At 71.9% G+C, this 15,524-nt stretch carries 18 protein-coding genes; 8 read left to right on the top strand and 10 right to left on the bottom strand.

All coding sequences use genetic code 11. The annotated features are described in order from the left end of the window. The 3 genes from ACFFF6_RS10225 to ACFFF6_RS10215 all read left to right on the top strand — a co-directional run bounded on the left by ACFFF6_RS10225 (position 1) and on the right by ACFFF6_RS10215 (position 4,171). The gene (locus ACFFF6_RS10225; RefSeq protein WP_376980309.1) at positions 1-651 is read left to right on the top strand and encodes an HAD family hydrolase; all 651 of its coding nucleotides are present in this window, start codon (positions 1-3) and stop codon (positions 649-651) included. A 127-nt stretch (positions 652-778) separates the two neighbouring features. Beyond that, positions 779-3,682 carry a polysaccharide lyase family 8 super-sandwich domain-containing protein gene (locus ACFFF6_RS10220; RefSeq protein ID WP_376980307.1) on the top strand — a complete coding sequence of 968 codons (2,904 nt, stop codon included), beginning with the start codon at positions 779-781 and terminating at the stop codon, positions 3,680-3,682. 51 nt (positions 3,683-3,733) lie between these two features. Beyond that, positions 3,734-4,171, top strand: a complete 438-nt coding sequence (locus ACFFF6_RS10215; protein WP_376980305.1) for a VOC family protein — start codon at positions 3,734-3,736, stop codon at positions 4,169-4,171. A gap of 94 nt (positions 4,172-4,265) precedes the next feature. Here ACFFF6_RS10215 and ACFFF6_RS10210 read toward each other — a convergent pair whose 3' ends face one another. Continuing rightward, entirely contained in the window at positions 4,266-4,727 is a 462-nt protein-coding gene (locus tag ACFFF6_RS10210) for a hypothetical protein (protein WP_376980303.1), read from the bottom strand. Then, positions 4,724-5,488 carry a hypothetical protein gene (locus ACFFF6_RS10205; RefSeq protein WP_376980301.1) on the bottom strand — a complete coding sequence of 255 codons (765 nt, stop codon included), beginning with the start codon at positions 5,486-5,488 and terminating at the stop codon, positions 4,724-4,726. Before ACFFF6_RS10205 ends, ACFFF6_RS10210 begins: the two co-directional genes overlap by 4 nt. Before the next feature lie 196 nt (positions 5,489-5,684). Between ACFFF6_RS10205 and ACFFF6_RS10200 the strand changes: the two genes are divergently transcribed. After that, on the top strand, positions 5,685-5,879 hold the full coding sequence (locus ACFFF6_RS10200; protein ID WP_376980299.1) for a cupin domain-containing protein: 195 nt from the start codon (positions 5,685-5,687) through the stop codon (positions 5,877-5,879). Beyond that, positions 5,876-6,196, top strand: a complete 321-nt coding sequence (locus tag ACFFF6_RS10195) for a YciI family protein (RefSeq protein ID WP_376980297.1) — start codon at positions 5,876-5,878, stop codon at positions 6,194-6,196. Before ACFFF6_RS10200 ends, ACFFF6_RS10195 begins: the two co-directional genes overlap by 4 nt. A 27-nt stretch (positions 6,197-6,223) precedes the next feature. On the opposite strand, the gene ACFFF6_RS10190 is transcribed toward ACFFF6_RS10195, so the two are convergent. The 6 genes from ACFFF6_RS10190 to ACFFF6_RS10165 form a co-directional block, all read right to left on the bottom strand. Further along, on the bottom strand, positions 6,224-6,916 hold the full coding sequence (locus ACFFF6_RS10190; RefSeq protein ID WP_376980296.1) for a response regulator: 693 nt from the start codon (positions 6,914-6,916) through the stop codon (positions 6,224-6,226). Then, complete coding sequence (locus tag ACFFF6_RS10185; protein ID WP_376980294.1) at positions 6,916-7,395, bottom strand: hypothetical protein; 480 nt, start codon at positions 7,393-7,395, stop codon at positions 6,916-6,918. The genes ACFFF6_RS10190 and ACFFF6_RS10185 overlap by 1 nt, the downstream gene beginning before the upstream one ends. A gap of 465 nt (positions 7,396-7,860) precedes the next feature. Continuing rightward, a complete protein-coding gene (locus tag ACFFF6_RS10180; RefSeq protein ID WP_376980292.1) occupies positions 7,861-8,298 on the bottom strand; it encodes a hypothetical protein in 438 nt (145 codons plus the stop codon). Positions 8,299-8,333: 35 nt separating this feature from the next. Continuing rightward, positions 8,334-9,200: a hypothetical protein gene (locus ACFFF6_RS10175; RefSeq protein ID WP_376980290.1), complete on the bottom strand. Its 867-nt coding sequence runs from the start codon at positions 9,198-9,200 to the stop codon at positions 8,334-8,336. Further along, positions 9,197-10,009 carry a hypothetical protein gene (locus ACFFF6_RS10170; protein ID WP_376980288.1) on the bottom strand — a complete coding sequence of 271 codons (813 nt, stop codon included), beginning with the start codon at positions 10,007-10,009 and terminating at the stop codon, positions 9,197-9,199. The genes ACFFF6_RS10175 and ACFFF6_RS10170 overlap by 4 nt, the downstream gene beginning before the upstream one ends. Before the next feature lie 116 nt (positions 10,010-10,125). Then, positions 10,126-10,587 (bottom strand): Lrp/AsnC family transcriptional regulator, encoded by a 462-nt coding sequence (locus ACFFF6_RS10165; RefSeq protein ID WP_376980286.1) that lies wholly within the window; start codon positions 10,585-10,587, stop codon positions 10,126-10,128. 100 nt (positions 10,588-10,687) lie between these two features. On the opposite strand from ACFFF6_RS10165, the gene ACFFF6_RS10160 reads away from it, so the two are divergent. Then, positions 10,688-11,320, top strand: coding sequence for a LysE family translocator (locus ACFFF6_RS10160; protein ID WP_376980284.1), 633 nt, complete (start codon positions 10,688-10,690; stop codon positions 11,318-11,320). Positions 11,321-11,532: 212 nt separating this feature from the next. Here ACFFF6_RS10160 and ACFFF6_RS10155 read toward each other — a convergent pair whose 3' ends face one another. Continuing rightward, positions 11,533-12,282 carry a TrmH family RNA methyltransferase gene (locus tag ACFFF6_RS10155; RefSeq protein WP_376980389.1) on the bottom strand — a complete coding sequence of 250 codons (750 nt, stop codon included), beginning with the start codon at positions 12,280-12,282 and terminating at the stop codon, positions 11,533-11,535. A gap of 64 nt (positions 12,283-12,346) precedes the next feature. After that, positions 12,347-13,141 carry an ABC transporter ATP-binding protein gene (locus ACFFF6_RS10150; protein ID WP_376980283.1) on the bottom strand — a complete coding sequence of 265 codons (795 nt, stop codon included), beginning with the start codon at positions 13,139-13,141 and terminating at the stop codon, positions 12,347-12,349. A gap of 98 nt (positions 13,142-13,239) precedes the next feature. Between ACFFF6_RS10150 and ACFFF6_RS10145 the strand changes: the two genes are divergently transcribed. Both ACFFF6_RS10145 and ACFFF6_RS10140 read left to right on the top strand, forming a co-directional pair. Further along, positions 13,240-14,712 carry an RNB domain-containing ribonuclease gene (locus tag ACFFF6_RS10145; protein ID WP_376980282.1) on the top strand — a complete coding sequence of 491 codons (1,473 nt, stop codon included), beginning with the start codon at positions 13,240-13,242 and terminating at the stop codon, positions 14,710-14,712. Next, a complete protein-coding gene (locus ACFFF6_RS10140; protein WP_376980281.1) occupies positions 14,709-15,518 on the top strand; it encodes an Rv1486c family protein in 810 nt (269 codons plus the stop codon). Before ACFFF6_RS10145 ends, ACFFF6_RS10140 begins: the two co-directional genes overlap by 4 nt. Positions 15,519-15,524: the final 6 nt, after the last annotated feature.

The raw sequence follows: 15,524 nt of genomic DNA, 5'->3' as shown, positions 1-15,524 counted from the left end.
ATGCTCCTGGTCCTGGATCTGGACGGCACCCTCGTCGACCGTGCGGCGGCGTTCTCCTGCTGGGCCGCCGCGGAGGTCGCCGCCGCGGGCGGGAGCCCGCGGGACCGGGACCGGCTCCTGCGGGCCGATGCGCACGGTCTCGCGCCGCGCGAGCAGGTCCTCCCGGTGCTGCGGGAGGTGCTGCGCTCGGACGCCCCCGATGCGGATCTGCTCGCGCTCCTGCTGATGGGGCACGTGGATCGCATCGCGCTGTTCCCCGGCGTGGACGAGCAGCTGCGCCGGGCCAGGGCGCTCGGCGCGCGGATCATCGTGCTGACCAACGGCCCGTCCGCGCAGCAGCGGGCCAAGATCGCCCGCACCGGACTGGACGTGCTGGTCGACGCGGTCGTGATCTCGGAGGAGGCGGGCTGCGCGAAACCGGATCCCGCGATCTTCGCCCGAGCTCTCCAGGGCGGCCGCGTCGGCGAGGAGAGCTGGATGCTCGGAGACTCCCCGCACGCGGACATCGGCGGAGGCAGGGCCGCGGGCCTGCGCACGGGATGGGTCTCCCATGGCCGGAGCTGGGAGCGGTCCGACGGCGCTCCGCCGGATCTCGCGGCCCCGGGCGTCACGGAGCTGCTGGCGCGGCTCCTCGCGGTCCGTCGCGGGTGAACGCCGCGGAGCAGCAGGCTCCGCGTGGCAACGGGCGGCAACACCGCAGGTCGTCCGGGCGCTGCACCGGAGGGTGGGCGCAGCACATCCCCGGGTCGACGTGGCCCCGGATCGAAAGGGCTCCCCCATGCATGATCTCTCCCGCCGCAGCCTCCTCGCCGGGCTCGGGACGCTCGGCATCGCCGCCGCCGTCAGCAGCACCTTCGGCACCTGGGCGCAGGCCGCGCCGCCTCTCGAGGGCGGCGACTGGGAGCTGCTGCGAAGCCGCTGGGTCGACCTCCTCACCGGCCGGGACCAGATCGACCCCGGCTCGCCCGTGTTCACCGCCGCCCTCGAGAGCCTCGACGGCGTCGTCGACGAACTGCTCGACAAGCTCGACACGTCCCCGGATCGCACACGCGTCTTCGTGGACCATCCGCTGAGCAACGACTCGTTCATGGCGACGGACTACACGCGGCTGGCGACCCTCGCCCAGGCCTGGGCGACGCCGGGATCGCGGCACGAGCAGTCCGCCTCGCTGCTGGAGGCGATCCTCGCCGGCCTGCAGGATCTGCACCGCCTGGTCTACAACGCCGACCAGTCCGAGTTCGGCAACTGGTGGTCCTGGGAGATCGGAGCCTCTCGGGCACTCGCGAACACGATGGCCCTCGTGCGGGATCACATCGCGCCCGAGGACCTCGAGGCCTACTGCGCCGCGATCGACCGCTTCGTCCCGGACCCGTGGAAGCAGTTCGCACCGCCGCGCACGCCCGTCGTCTCCACCGGCGCAAACCGCGTCGACCTGTGCATGGCGATCATCATCCGCTCCCTCGTGACCGGGGACGAGCAGCGCATGCGCCATGCCGTCGAGGGCCTCTCCACCACCTGGCAGTACGTCACCAGCGGCGACGGCTTCTTCCGCGACGGGTCCTTCATCCAGCACTCCACCATCGGCTACACGGGCACCTACGGGCTCGTCCTGCTGGGAGGGCTCTCGAAGCTGTTCGCCCTTCTCGCCGGGACCGGCCAGGACGTGACCGACCCGAGCCGCGCGATCATCGACGACGCCGTCGAGAGCTCCTACGCCCCGCTCGTGTTCCGGGGACAGATGATGGACGCGGTGCGGGGACGTGCCGTCTCGCGCGAGGACGAGCGCAGCTACGACGACGGGGACGGCGCGATCGAGGCCATCCTGCGCCTGGCGCTCGCCGTCGACGCGGAACGGGCCGAGCGTTGGAGGGGCCTGTGCCGCCAGTGGATCGAGGCCGCGCGGGAGGGCGCCGCCGCCCACGACATCCTCCAGGACGCGAGCATCGTGCGCACCGCCCTCGTCCACGCCCTGATGACCTCCGAGGTCGCCGCCCGCCCCGATGCCGGAGCGGGACGCCTGTTCCCGGGCATGGACCGGCTGGTGCATCGCGGAAGGGACAACGCCTGGGCGCTCACGCTCGCCATGTGCTCGCGCCGCATCACCTGGTACGAGTGCGGCAACGGCGAGAACGACCTGGGCGCTCAGACCAGCTCCGGCATGACCTACCTCTACCAGGCGAGCGCGGACCAGCACTTCGACGACGAGTTCTGGCCCACCTCCGATCTCGCCGCGCCGCCCGGCACCACCGTCGACACGATCCCGCTGCCGCCGAGGGTCGAGGGCCAATGGGGCGCCCGCTGTCCGCAGAACGAGTGGACCGGCGGCTCGGTGCTCGAGGACTGGTCGCTCGCGGGCCAGCACCTCATCGGCCCCGGGAGCACCGGGCTGCACGCCCGTAAGACGTGGTTCGCGGGCCCCGACGTCTACGTCTGTCTGGGAGCGGACATCTCCGCGATCCCCGTCCCGCAGGAGCGGGAGCGCTTCGTCGCGGCGGCCGATGCCCATGTCAACGACGGGCCCAAGGCCGACACCAACGCCGGGTCGGCGAAGACCCTGCTGGTCAAGACGGTGCGCACCGCGGACTCCGGGTACACGCGGCAGACCTATCTGCGCTTCGAGCCGACAGCGGTCGAGGACGGCTTCGACCGCATCGTCCTGAACCTGTATGCCGGGGTGAACGACGGCGGCGGCACCTCGGACACGATCGCGGTGCATCGGACCGAGGACTTCGAGGAGGCCACCCTGACCTGGAGCACCCGTCCGGCGATCGGCGAGCTGCTCGCCGAGGTGACGGTCTCCGGCAGCCACGCATGGCGCCAGGCGGACCTGACCGAGCATCTGCGCGAGCAGCTCCTGGCCGGACAGGGCGTGACCCTGGCGATCACCCAGGATCTCGCGGCGGGACGGGCGCAGGGGCTCTCGATCGAGATCCGTTCGCGGGAGTCGGGAGAGGCGACGGCACCGTTCCTCGCGGTCACGGAGTCGAGCTCCGCCGACGGGCGCACCAAGTCCGTGGTCGAGCATCGCAGCACCGGCACCGCCGCGGGACGCCTTCTGGTGGACTCCCGCGAGATCGGCGAGCGCGAGCGCCTCGAGCATCCCCGGTGGGCGCATCTGGAGGGCACCGCCGGCTACGTGTTCCTCGAGCCCGTCGTGCTCGCTGCGTCGGTCGCCGAGCGCAGCGGGACCTGGAGGCGGGTGAACACCGGAGGATCCGAGCAGGAGCTGCGTCGGCACTATGCGACTCTCGAGGTGCTGCACCCGGGCGAGGGCAGCGGCTCGTACGCGTATCTCGTCGAGCCGGGAGCCTCGGCGGATGCGACGCGGAGGCGGGCGGCGGATCCGGGCGTGGTGGTCGAGGCGAACACGGAGCAGGTCCAGGCGGTCACGAGCGGGAAGGTCACGGCGGCGAGCTTCTGGCGCGCCGGGGCGGCGGCCGGGATGACGGTGGACGGTCCGGCCTGCGTTCTCGCCCGACGTACGCCGGGGATGGCGGCGGTCGCGATCTCCGACCCCACGCAGACGGCGGAGCAGCTGACCCTCGAGCTCGCCGATGCGCCGTGGACCCGGGTCTCCGGCGAGGGCGTGAGCATGAGCCGCCAGGATGGTGCGGTGCGGGTGCGGGTGGACGTCGCCGGCCGTGCCGGCGTGCCGGTCACCTTCCAGCTGCACAAGGGCTGATCGGCGCCGCTCCGGCGGGCCCGGCGACGGGGCCGCGCTATCCTCTCGAGGATGACGATCGCTCTGCAGAACATCGGTATCGCGGTCCGCGACCTGGAGGAGGCGATCGCCTTCTTCACGGACCTGGGACTCGCGGTGCTGGGCCGCGACACGGTCAGCGGCAGCTGGGCGGACACGGCGGTGGGCCTGGACGGGAACCATGCGCGGATCGCCCTGCTGCAGACGCCCGACGGACATGGCCGCATCGAGCTCTTCGAGTACATCCACCCCGCGGCCATCGAGACCGAGCCGACCCTCCCCCATGAGATCGGGATGCACCGTGTGGCCTTCTCCGTCGACGATCTCGATGCGGCGCTCGAGATCGCGGCGCGGCACGGGTGCCTCCCCCTGCGGGGGGCGGCGGAGTACGAGGGCATCTACCGCCTCACGTACCTGCGCGGTCCGAGCGGGATCCTCGTGATGCTCGCGCAGGACCTGCGCCGGAGCTGAGGCGGGGGCGGAGCGGGGGCGCAGCTGCGTGTCCTCGGATCGGGCTCCGCACCGTCCGGCGGATGATCCCCTCGGTCCAGGCAGGCCGTGCGGCTCAGCCGCCCAGCAGCGCCATGCCGTTGGTGAACGCGATGATCGCGCCGAGTGGGAGGACCATGACGCCGACGAACTCCAGCGGGATGAAGAACAGGGTGTGCTGGTTCGCGCGAGCGGCCTGCCGCCTGCCCTGCGCGATCAGATGCGCGGTCATCGCCTCGGCCTCCGCAGGATCCTTCGGCGGGATCCCGTCGACCGCGAGGCGCCCCTCCGCTGCGGCCGCCTCGAGCCCAGGACGCCGCTGCGCCTCCCAGGCATCGGCCCGTCGACGCGGCAGGATCTGGTTCAGATACCAGCCATGGACGATGCAGAGCACGCCGCCGGCCATCATCCCGACCCCGATGAGAGGGACGTCGATGCCCTCGATCGGCAGGTTCGTGCCGATGACCAGTCCGAACAGCAGCACGCACAGCCCGATGTACGGGACCGCGAGGCCTCCCCATCCTCGCCAGATGATCATGCCGAGAGCCGTTCCGCGGCCGAGGTGACCACCGGCAGCAGGATCTTCTCGTCCGTCATGGCCAGGAATCCGTCGACGTCGTCGCTGTAGTCGACCTCCTCGCCGTCGACCCTGTAGATGCTGTCGCCGCCGTCCACGTACTGCGCGTACGGACGGGCGTCGAGGGAGACCGAGAAGGCGAAGCTGTCCGTCGCGCAGTCGTAGCGGTGCTCGCTCGCCACGCACGTCGCATCGCCGAGCTGCACCTCCTCCCCGCTGGGCAGGTCGGCGTTGCGCTCGATGTACTCGGGCGTGCCGGCAGCGGTGACCTCGACGAGGAAGTTCATGACCACGTTCCCGTCCGAGAGCCGCAGGCCGTCCACGTCGAAGCCCGCGCTCGTGCCGCAGCTGGCCTCCGGGACCGTGAACGGGCCCGTGTCCGCGTCGGGATCCATGAGGGTGATGATCGAGATCTCGGCGGGCCGGGACTCCTGCGCGGTCTCGGTGACGCCGGGGAGCACGCTCGTGATCGCCTTCTGGTCGACGAGCTGGCAGGCCGAGGGCCACTGGTCGAACTCGAACGCCCCCGACGGATGCACGGGCAGGTCGAGGTCGATCGGCTGCCCGATATGGCCGGCCGTCGAGACGACCTCGATCGGCGGCGGCCCCGCGCTCCGAGGTGCCGGATCGATGCTCGGGCTCGAACAGCCCACGGCCAGGAGCAGGCCCAGGCCCGCCGTGGCCACGGCGGGGACGCGGGGGCCCTCCCGGGGGGATGTCATCGCTGTCCTCGGGGGTCGGGGTCGGGGACTGTACGACCGTACCAAATCCCGCGGGCCTGCCCGGTGCGGTCCGGGCCGGCCGCCATCGGACGGCGATGTCCCCGCACCCGCACCTCGCGGCCCGAGCAACGGTCCTTTCGGGAACCCCGCTCCCCCAATGCCGAGGCCGCCTCGCCCGTCGTGCAACGGCGGCGTGATGAACGTGAGCTTCGAGCCCGGCTGTCGCGACAACTGGCACGTCCACCACGGCGAGAACGGCGGCGGCGATCAGATCCTGCTGTGCACCGCGGGATCCGGGTGGTACCAGGCCGAGGGTCGGCACCGTCTGCAGGATGCGAGCTGCGCCGTCGTGGTACGGGACGGTTCGCGGTCGATAGAGTCCCTGCCATGACGTCCGAGAGCACTGGCACCGGCAGCGCCTGGGCCGCGCTGATCCATTCGCCCGGGCCCACTGCCTCCGGACCGCTGTTCCGGGATCCGCGATTCGCCCACCACCTCGCATTCCTGCGCTCGCTGGACGAGAAGGGCTGGCTCGTCGCCGCCGGATCGTTCGCCGATGCCGACGGCGAGGGCATGACGGTGGTGCGCTGTCCCGCCTCGGTCGGCCTCGACGGGGTGGAGAGGCTCGCGCGGGCCGACGAGGCCGTCGTCTCGGGACTGCTGTCGGTGCGCATCCGGCCCTGGCGCGTGGTCATGGCCGGCACCTGACACGTCTGCTGCGCTCCTGTTCCCTCGCTACCTGGCGGGCCCGTCGCCCTGCTGCAGCGTCACCAGCTCGCCGCGCGAGCTGCTCAGCGGGCACCCAGCAGTGTGCGAGCGGGTGCTGGTCGCTGCTCGATCGGTGGTGAGGATCACGAAGGCCTGCGGGTGGCTCGCGAGGTACCGGACCGTCACGGGTCCGCCCTGATCGCTCAGCACCGCGTCGTCGCCCGGATAGGTGATCGGAGGGAACGTATCGCTGCGCAGGATGTGCTCCTGCCCATCCGACGCGGTGAAGACGACCCAGCCGTCACGAACCTGCCCCGGGGTCTCTTCGCCGTGAGCTGCGATGTAGGCGCGGGTGACCGGAACCCCGGTGATGCCGATGAGCCCGAGGAGACCGCTCGCACCGAGCAGGACCAGCAGCGCTGCTGCGCCGATCCTGACCAGGCTGCTTCCCGGGCTTCGTCTGCGGGTCGGCGCCGCGCCGCTGGCCGACGTGAGGCCGGCGCGCTCCCGCGCCGCCGCGAGCACAGGTCCTGCTGCGGCGGTGAGCGTGCGGTTGCCGAGGGTCGAGCCCGGCAGCCGCCACAGGTCGGACCTGGCTCCGGTGGCTCGGAGCAGGAGCAGCGCGCCGAGGCCGCCGAGGAATCCCCAGGCGAGGAAGACGACGCCGCGCCGGACCGGCAGGTCGATCAACCAGACCAGCATGTCGAGCAGACCGGTCATCACAGCACCTGCTCGTACGCGGGATACAGGACGCCCGGCGCTCCGGGCGCATACCGCACCGGGACGGTGTCGCCCACGTCCGGGAGGTCGCCGTCGACGGGCAGGAGACCGAGGAGCGGGCCTCCGTCCCGAGCGTCGATCTGGATGATGAGGAAGGTGACGGGGTGCGAACGGTCGTCGAAGTCCCAGTGCGAGATACCCGGATCGTGGGTCTCGACGACGGTGCCGACCGCGTGCGCGAGCTGCGCGTCCTCCAGGCCGGCGCGGTTGCGGCGGGTCGCAGCGAGCACACCCAGGATCATCGAGGTGAAGCCCCAGAGCACGCCGATCACGAGCGGCGCGATCAGATCGGTGTCATCGCGCAGCGGCAGGATGCTGCGGCTCTGATCGGGCAGGAAGAGCTTCTCGATCATCCAGATCCCGAGCCAGGCCGAGAGCACGCCCCAGACCAGCGCGGTGATGATCTCGGCACGCTTCATACGTCCACGGTACGTGGCGTTCTCGCCGGCACCCCTTCTTGCGTGCCACCGCACCAGAGGTTCATCGGGTGCTCGCCATGCAGCAATACACGGTTTCCCGAGCGCCTGGGAAATGCGCCTTCCCTGCGATTCCCGGGGAAACCATGGACCGAAGGCGCGAGCAGCACGACCGGCAGAAGCTCTGCTGGCGGAGCTCGCCAGGATCCGTGGCCTCGGGCCGGACGCCCTTGAGCGGTTGGCGAGCAGTGCCGCGTCCCGGGGCGTCGAGACGGCGAACGCCTGGATCCTGCTCGGCCAGCACCGCTATCTCGGCGACACGGGACGAAGAGCGGACCGTGCGGTTCCTGGTCGGCGAGACGACCATGCAGCACACCGAACGACGGAGGCTTCAGACATCGTCCTGATCACCAGGCCTGGTATCGGCGATCGGGACCACCACGGCGGAGCGCCGTCATATATCCCGTTCTACGGCGTGGGGTCATACGGCGAGGAGAGCCTGCCCGCTCTCACCACACGTCGGCACACGAGCGAGTAGTCGTGCTCCCAGGTGGCGCCCTCGTCGTAGGACAGCTCCCCTGAGCCCTCGATCGTGTCGTCGTCGATGAAGCGGCTGTTCAAGCGCTGCCAGAAGTCGTCGTCCCGGCGGATCATCGACCAGCCGGATTCCTCGAGCTCGAGCTCGAAGACCCGGACGATGCCGCGCACGTCGAAGTAGTGCAGGCGATGCTCCGCGAGCATCGAGACGGCGTCGGGGAAGTCCGGGCGGTCGTAGGCCCAGTCCTGCTGGAGGAACGCGTCATCGAGCACCCAGCGGTAGGTCTGGGTGCCGGTGACCGGTTCCGCGACGGCGCAGTGCTGCATCGTGAACGCCCATGATCCGGCGAGTCGATCGAGTGTCCTCATGTCTCTCGTGTCCTTTCTCGGCTGTCCAGAGTCCCTCAGCTCGGCGAGCTCTCCGGCGCGGGCGGGTACTTCACCAGAGCGTCGGGGTCGCGCAGGCCGTCCGGATCCGGCTCCAGAAGCACGTCGATGCCCGTCTCGTGGGCGTGCTCGTCGTCATGGATCACGATCACGGTGCCGCCGACGACAGGCGCGTCTGCCCGCGGCACCGCCAGCTCCTCGGCCACCGTCCGGGCGCCAGAGGCCCGACCGAGCCGGGCGGTCACGGCGAAGATCGGATCGCCGTCATCCTCCTGGCCGCCGTATCGTCGGTAGCGCTCGGTCCAGACGAGCCCGGTGATCGTGGCGATCGTGCGAGTGCCGCGCCCCCGCAGATGCTCGCGGCGCAGATGACGCGCGTAGCGGCGGCGCAGTGCACGGAGGAACGCGCGCAGGGCGAGCAGACCCAGCAGGAGCAGGAGAGCGCCGAGGGCCGTGATCCCGATCGCAACACGCGGATCGAGGAAGCCGGGACCCGCGATGAGCAGGCCGAGGCCGGCACCGAGCACTCCGGCGATGAGCCCAGCAGCAGTGGGTGCGTCTCCCCGCTCCGACCATGGCTCGGAGGTGTCCAGGTGGATCGCGAGCCCGATCCCCGCGAACACCGCAGCGAGGCTCACGGTCACGGTCACCGGTTCGGGTACCGCGGGCCAGCGGGCATCGAACAGATGCGTGAGCACGGGGTCGGGATCCAGCGGACAGACCTCTCCTCCACTCGGCGAGTCCGAGTAGCACTGCGGGTCCATCAGCGGCAGGCCAGCTGCAGCGATCAGGAAGGCCGCGATCGCCCAGAGCAAGACGACGGCGACGACCTGCCGGAGCAGGTGCGGCCAGCCGCCGTCGGGACGTGGGAGCGCCGGGATCATGACTCATCCGTCTCCTGACTGAACTCGACCTGCATGACCGGCACCGTCACCGTGCGTTCTCCGTCATCGAACACGATGACGACGTCGGGCGGGAAGGTGCCGGCGTGGATACGCCGGGCGTAGCCCTGCCCGCTGACGTCGAATGCGAGCGTCTGCTCCCCCGCGACCGGTGAGGTATCAGGCCAGGCGACGACCGTCTCCTCGGTCAGCGGCTCGACGACGTGCAGCTGCACCTGCAGCGAGTCCACAGGCTCGCCCTCGAGCCTGAGCTGTGCCTCGACGCGGGCCTGGTCCCCGCCCTCGTCGCCGGTCTCCGTGACGTTCTCGAGCTCGTCGACGAGATGATACTCGTCCCGGCGAGCTCGAAGCGCTCGTGACGGTCGCAGGTCGCTGAGGGTGTGCTCTGCTCGCAGTCGGTGACCGGCGCAGGGACCAGGGAGCACCCCGCCAGGGAGTCGAGAGCGAGCACCAGGAGCGACAGGCCGACCGCTGCACGACGCGCCCTCATGCCCCGCTCCACTCGAGAAGATCGTCGACCGACGCTGAGGCTTCTGGGGGTCGAACCGGATCCGGTGGCGGCTGCCGACCGGGAGCATGGCGTCGTGCACGGACGTGTGCATGCAGCTCGTCATGCTCGTCGCGGTGATCGCCCTCGGCACGCTCGTCTTCGGACTCCCCGGACCGCTGGCGGTCGAATACGTCCTCATCAGCCTGCTCATCGCTCTCGCCAGCATCCCCGTCGCCGCGCTGCAATCCGGTCTCTCGATGCTCATGCGCTCCTTCGCCGCACCGATCGCGGTCGCCTTCATCGGAGCCGGATTCTCCCCCGTGCTGCTCACGACCGTGATCGTCACGATCACCGGGCTGGGCCTGCGGAGGACGCGGGCCTCGACGGGGAGGAGCCCGGGCGGGACGTCGCAGCGCATCAGCGCAGATCGGTCGGATACGGGCGGTCCAGCACGAAGCTCTTCATCACCAGCGTCGAGTTCAGACGCTGCACTCCGGGAAGGGTGGACAGCACATCGTCCTCGAGACGGGCATAGGCATCCAGGTCAGCAGTCCGCACCCGCAGCAGGTAGTCGGGATCGCCGAACAGCCGCTGGCCCTGCAGGACGTTCGGAACCGCGGCCACCGCCTCCTCGAAGGCCAGCAGCGTCGTCCGGTCCTCCTGCGTCATCGTCACGAACACGAGCGCCTCGAACCCCAGCCCGAGCGCCCGCGGATCCACGACCGCGCGATAGCCGGTGATCGCCCCGGAAGTCTCCAGATCGCGCACCCGCCGATGCGTCGGCGACACCGTCAGCCCGACCCGTGCACCCAGCTCCGTGACGCTCAGCCGCCCGTCCACCTGCAGCTCCGCAAGAATCTTCCGATCGATCCCGTCCATGGCGACGATCCTTCCACAGATGACGCCGAATACCCGCAGATCGGGGAGCACATTTCGGGCGATCCTGCGTAGCGTTCCCTTCTGACAGAGGGAGATGCTCATGGAGATCACCGCCGTGCTCGGCTTCGCCGGGATCGCGCTCGCGCTCATCGCCGTCCCCGGCCCGGACTGGGCCTACGTCCTCGTCTCCGGGGCACGCGACCATGTCGTGATCCCGGCCGTCGCGGGCATCCTGGCCGGATACGCGATCATCACCGGAGCCGTCGTGGCGGGCCTCGGCCCCCTCCTCCTCGCCTGGCCGCCGGCGCTCGCCGCCATCACCGTCGCCGGGGCGCTCTACCTGCTCCATCTCGGCCTGCGCACCCTGCGCGGCGCCGGGCAGGTCCCCACGGCGGCGCAGCACGATTCAGGCCGCAGACCCCGCGGCCACCTCGCGCGCGGCATGGCCGTGAGCGGCCTCAACCCCAAAGGGATCCTCATCCTCCTGGCGATCCTTCCGCAGTTCGCGCGGACGACCCCCGGCGGCTGGCCGCTGCCGACGCAGCTCGCCGTGCTCGGAGCCGTCTACATCCTCATCACCGCGGTCGTCTATCTCCCGCTCGGATACGCCGCCGACCGGGTCCTCGGCGCGCGGCCCCGACTCGCCCGGCTGACCACGCGGATCGCCGGGGCGGCCATGCTCCTGGTGGGCGCGGGACTGCTCCTGGAGCGGATCGCCGGGATGCCGGGCTGAGCGGGCCCCGATTCCTCGGCACGCAGCCTCATGGGCCGATCGGACTCCTGTCGAGAAGACGACCCCGAGCCTCCTCGACCGCGTACCGGGCGGGCACGAGGCAGACCCCGGGCCGCACATGCATCATGATGCGGGGGCATGAGCCCCCCGCGACCGGGCCGCAGCAGGCCATCATCCTCGGCCCGGGACGGTCGGCACCGCCGCTCGGGGGCCTACCTCGTCGCGTAGAACGCCACGGCCGAGCTCGCGGCCACGTTCAGCGAGTCCACCCCGTGCATCATCGGGATCGTGACCCGCCGGTCCAGCCGGGCGTCGGCGGCCGCGGTCAGCCCGTGTCCCTCCGTGCCGAACACCAGGACGAGGCGCTCGTGGTCCTCCGCGACCAGCTCGTCCAGCGTGATCGCCCCCTCGCCCAGCGTCATGCCCGCCACCACGTATCCGGCCTCCCGGAGGTCCTCGACACCGGCGGGCCACGGCTCCACGCGCGTCCAGGGCACCTGGAAGACAGTGCCCATCGAGACGCGGATGCTGCGACGATACAGCGGGTCGGCGCACCGGGGCGTCACCAGCACCGCGTCCACGCCCAGCGCCGCCGCGGAGCGGAAGATCGCACCCACGTTGGTGTGGTCGACGACGTCCTCGATGATCGCGATCCGTGAGCGTCCCGCCTCCGCCAGCAGCTCGGGGACGGGCCGCAGCTCCGGTCGCTGCATCGCCGCGAGCGCCCCGCGGTGCAGATGGAAGCCGGTGAGCTGCTCGAGCATCGTCTCCTCCCCCACGAAGACGGGGACCTCGGCGAAGCGGTCGAACAGCGGGGCGAAGCGGTCCAGCCACTTCGGCGACATGAGGAAGGAGCGCGGGGCGTGCCCGGCATCCAGCGCCCGCGAGATGACCTCGTAGCTCTCTGCCATGAACAGGCCGCGCTCCGGCTCGAGCCGCGAGCGCAGGCGCACGTCGGTCATGCGGAGGTAGTCGTCCAGCCGCGGATCCTCGAGCGCCTCGATCCGATGGATCACCGCCACCGGCTCAGCCCAGCTGCACGGCGCGGGCGGAGAACCGCTCGCCGTGGGTGTCGACCACCAGCGGCAGGCCGAAGGTGCGGGTGAGGTTCTGCGAGGTGAGGGTCTCGCCGATGGGGCCCGCCGCCACGATCCCTCCCGCGCGCAGCAGCAGGGCGTGCGTGTAGCCCGGCGGGATCTCCTCGACATGGTGGGTGACGAGCACGGTCACCGGGGTCGCGGGGTCCTTCGCGAGGCGGCCCAGGTTCCGCACGAGCTCCTCGCGGCCGCCCAGGTCCAGCCCGGAGGCGGGCTCGTCCAGGAGCAGCAGCTCCGGGTCGGTCATGAGGGCGCGCGCGGAGAGCACCCGCTTGCGCTCCCCCGTGGACAGGGTCCCGAACATGCGGTCGGCCAGATGCGCGACCCCGAAGGAGGCCAGCAGGCTCCGCGCCCGGTCCAGGTCCTCGTCCTCGTACTGCTCCTGCCAGCGGCCCACGATCGAGTATCCGGCGGTGACCACGACGTCCAGCGCCGTCTCCTCGACGGGAACGGTCTCGGCGAGCTCCTGGGAGGCCAGGCCGATCAGCGGACGGATCTCGAAGATGTCGGTGCGGCCCAGCCGCGCCCCGAACAGGTCCACGGTCCCGGAGGTGGGGTGCAGGCGGGCGGCGAGCAGTCGCACGAGGGTGGACTTGCCGGCCCCGTTGGGACCCAGCACCACCCAGCGCTGTCCCTCCTCGATCCGGAGGGAGACGGAGTCCAGCAGGTGGCGTCCGGCGCGGCGGACGACGACATCGGTGAGTTCAGCGGCGGCTTCGGGCATGCCCCGAGCCTATCTGCTCCTCGCTCCCGCCCGGGCCGGGGCGACGGCGTGCCGCCGCCTAGACTGGGCCTGATCCGCCCAGCCGCGAAGGAGCCCCCATGCACCGTCCGATTGCGCTGGACCTCCCCCGTGGCTCCGTGGCCGCCGAGACCCTCAGCTCCGCCATCGACGAGCTCCTCGACACCGCCCGCGACGAGGTGCCCACGCAGTTCCCGCCGGAGGTCCTCGCCGCCGCCGAGGATGCCGCCCGCCGCGTCCGCGCCTCCGCGCCCGCCACGGACCTGCGGGACATCCCCTTCGTCACCCTCGACCCGGCCTCCTCGACCGACCTCGACCAGGCGATGCATCTGCACCGCGAGCAGGACGGATTCCGCGTGCGGTACGCGATCGCCGACGTCCCTCTCTTCGTCGAGCTCGACGGGGTGCTGGACGCCGAGGCGCGGCGCCGCGGCGCGACGCTGTACCTGCCCGACCGGCGCATCCCCCTGCACCCGCCCGTGCTGTCCGAGGGCGCCGCCTCCCTCCTGCCCGGGCAGGACGCCCCCGCCTTCGTCTGGGACATGCATCTGGACGCGCGAGGCGAGCTCATCTCCCTCGACCTCGTGCGCGCTCTGGTCCGCTCCCGGGAGAAGCTCGACTACGAGGGCGTCCAGCGGGACCTCGACGCCGGGTCCGGGCATCCGCAGATGCAGCTGCTGCAGGAGATCGGCGCCCTGCGCGCGGCCCGCGAGGCCGAGCGCGGCGGGGCGAGCCTCAGCGTCCCGGAGCAGGAGGCGCGCCTGGACGGGGGCGCCGTGCGGCTCGACTGGCGCCGCCCGCAGCCGGTCGAGGACGCGAACGCCCAGCTGTCCCTGCTCACCGGCATGGCGGCGGCGGACCTCATGCTCGAGGGCGGCAGCGGGATCCTGCGCATCATGCCGCCCGCGCAGCCCGCGGCGATCGAGCGCTTCCGCCGCCAGTGCACCGCCCTCGGCGTCACCTGGCCGGAGGACATGCCCTACGGGCGGCTGCTGCGCTCCCTCGACTGGCGGGAGGGCCGGCATCTCGCCCTGCTGAATCAGGCCGCCTCCCTGTTCCGCGGCGCCTCCTATGCGGCCTTCACCCGGCCCGAGGAGCGCCCCGAGGACCCGCGTCAGGCCGCGATCGCCGCCCCCTACGCGCACGCGACCGCGCCGCTGCGCCGGCTCGTGGACCGCTTCGTCCTGCTGGTGTGCCACGCCCATGCCCAGGGCAGGGCACCGGAGCCCGAACTCCTGGCCGCCCTCGCGCAGATCCCCCCGATCATGCAGGAGACCGTCGCCCGCGCCGGATCCCTCGAGCGGTCGGCGATCGATCTGCTCGAGGCGGAGGCGCTGCGGGCATTCGTCGGGGAGCAGCTGCCGGCGACCGTGATCGAGGTGCGGGAGGCCGGGGAGAACGCTCCGGCCCGCGTCGAGGTCCAGCTCGCCGAGCCGCCGGTGACCGCCTGGGTGCCTGGGAGCGCACCGCTCGGCGAGGAGATCCTGCTCCTGGTGGGCGAGAGCGCCCCCGGCAGCCGGATGCCCCGGCTCGAGATGGCGCACTCCGCATGAGCCCCGCCTCCGATGCCGCCTTTCCCGATCTGGCTCCGCAGATCCCCCGCGATCTCGTGCCGCTCCCGCGCGCTGCCTCGCTGCTGCTGTGGGCGAGCGCCTACCTGCGCGGGGACGTGGGGCCCGATGACGCCGTCGAGATCGGTCTGGGCGCCGGGCACCGGCACCGCGCGGGCGGCGGTGCGGACCTGTTCGACTGGATGACGCAGCTGCGACGGCTGCCGCTGGTCTCGGCGCGGCTCGTGCTCCCGCAGCCCGGGCGGATCGCCGGGCTCATCGGACCGCCGTCGGCGATCTCCCGCGCCCTCCTCGCGGAGCAGGCCGTCGTCGTGACCGCCGCGGGACTGGCCGAGCACACCCTCGTCCCGCAGACCGAGGTGCTCGGGGCCGACGCGGCCCGGGGCGTCGAGGTGACCTGGACCCAGATCCCCGGAACCGGGGCCCAGGTCCCACCGCCCGCGTACTCCGCCGGGGCCCGGGAGGAGCTGCTGCGGGCGCTGCGCCGTGCGGCCGACAGCGCCGCCCACCTCGACCTGGTCCCCGAGGAGCCGATCCCGCAGGCATCGCTGCCTCCGGACTGGACCGCCGCGGGCGTGCCGCGGCACGTGCCGGGTCCGGCCCGGCATCTGCTCGTCCTCGCCGCGCGGACGCTCCTGCTGACCCGCGCCGAGCTCGCGGAGGGATCCTCCGCCGCGGGCCTCAGCGGGGAGCTCGCCCGCGAGGAGCTGCTGCGGGATCTGGCCGATGCCGCCCGCGAGGCCCTCGTGGACCAGGTCAACCTGCTCGCCGCCGCCGAGCTCGGCTGAGCCCGG

The organism is Brachybacterium hainanense (assembly GCF_042434575.1).
Taxonomy (GTDB): Bacteria; Actinomycetota; Actinomycetes; order Actinomycetales; family Dermabacteraceae; genus Brachybacterium; species Brachybacterium hainanense.
This window is presented reverse-complemented; position numbering and strand designations above follow the sequence as displayed.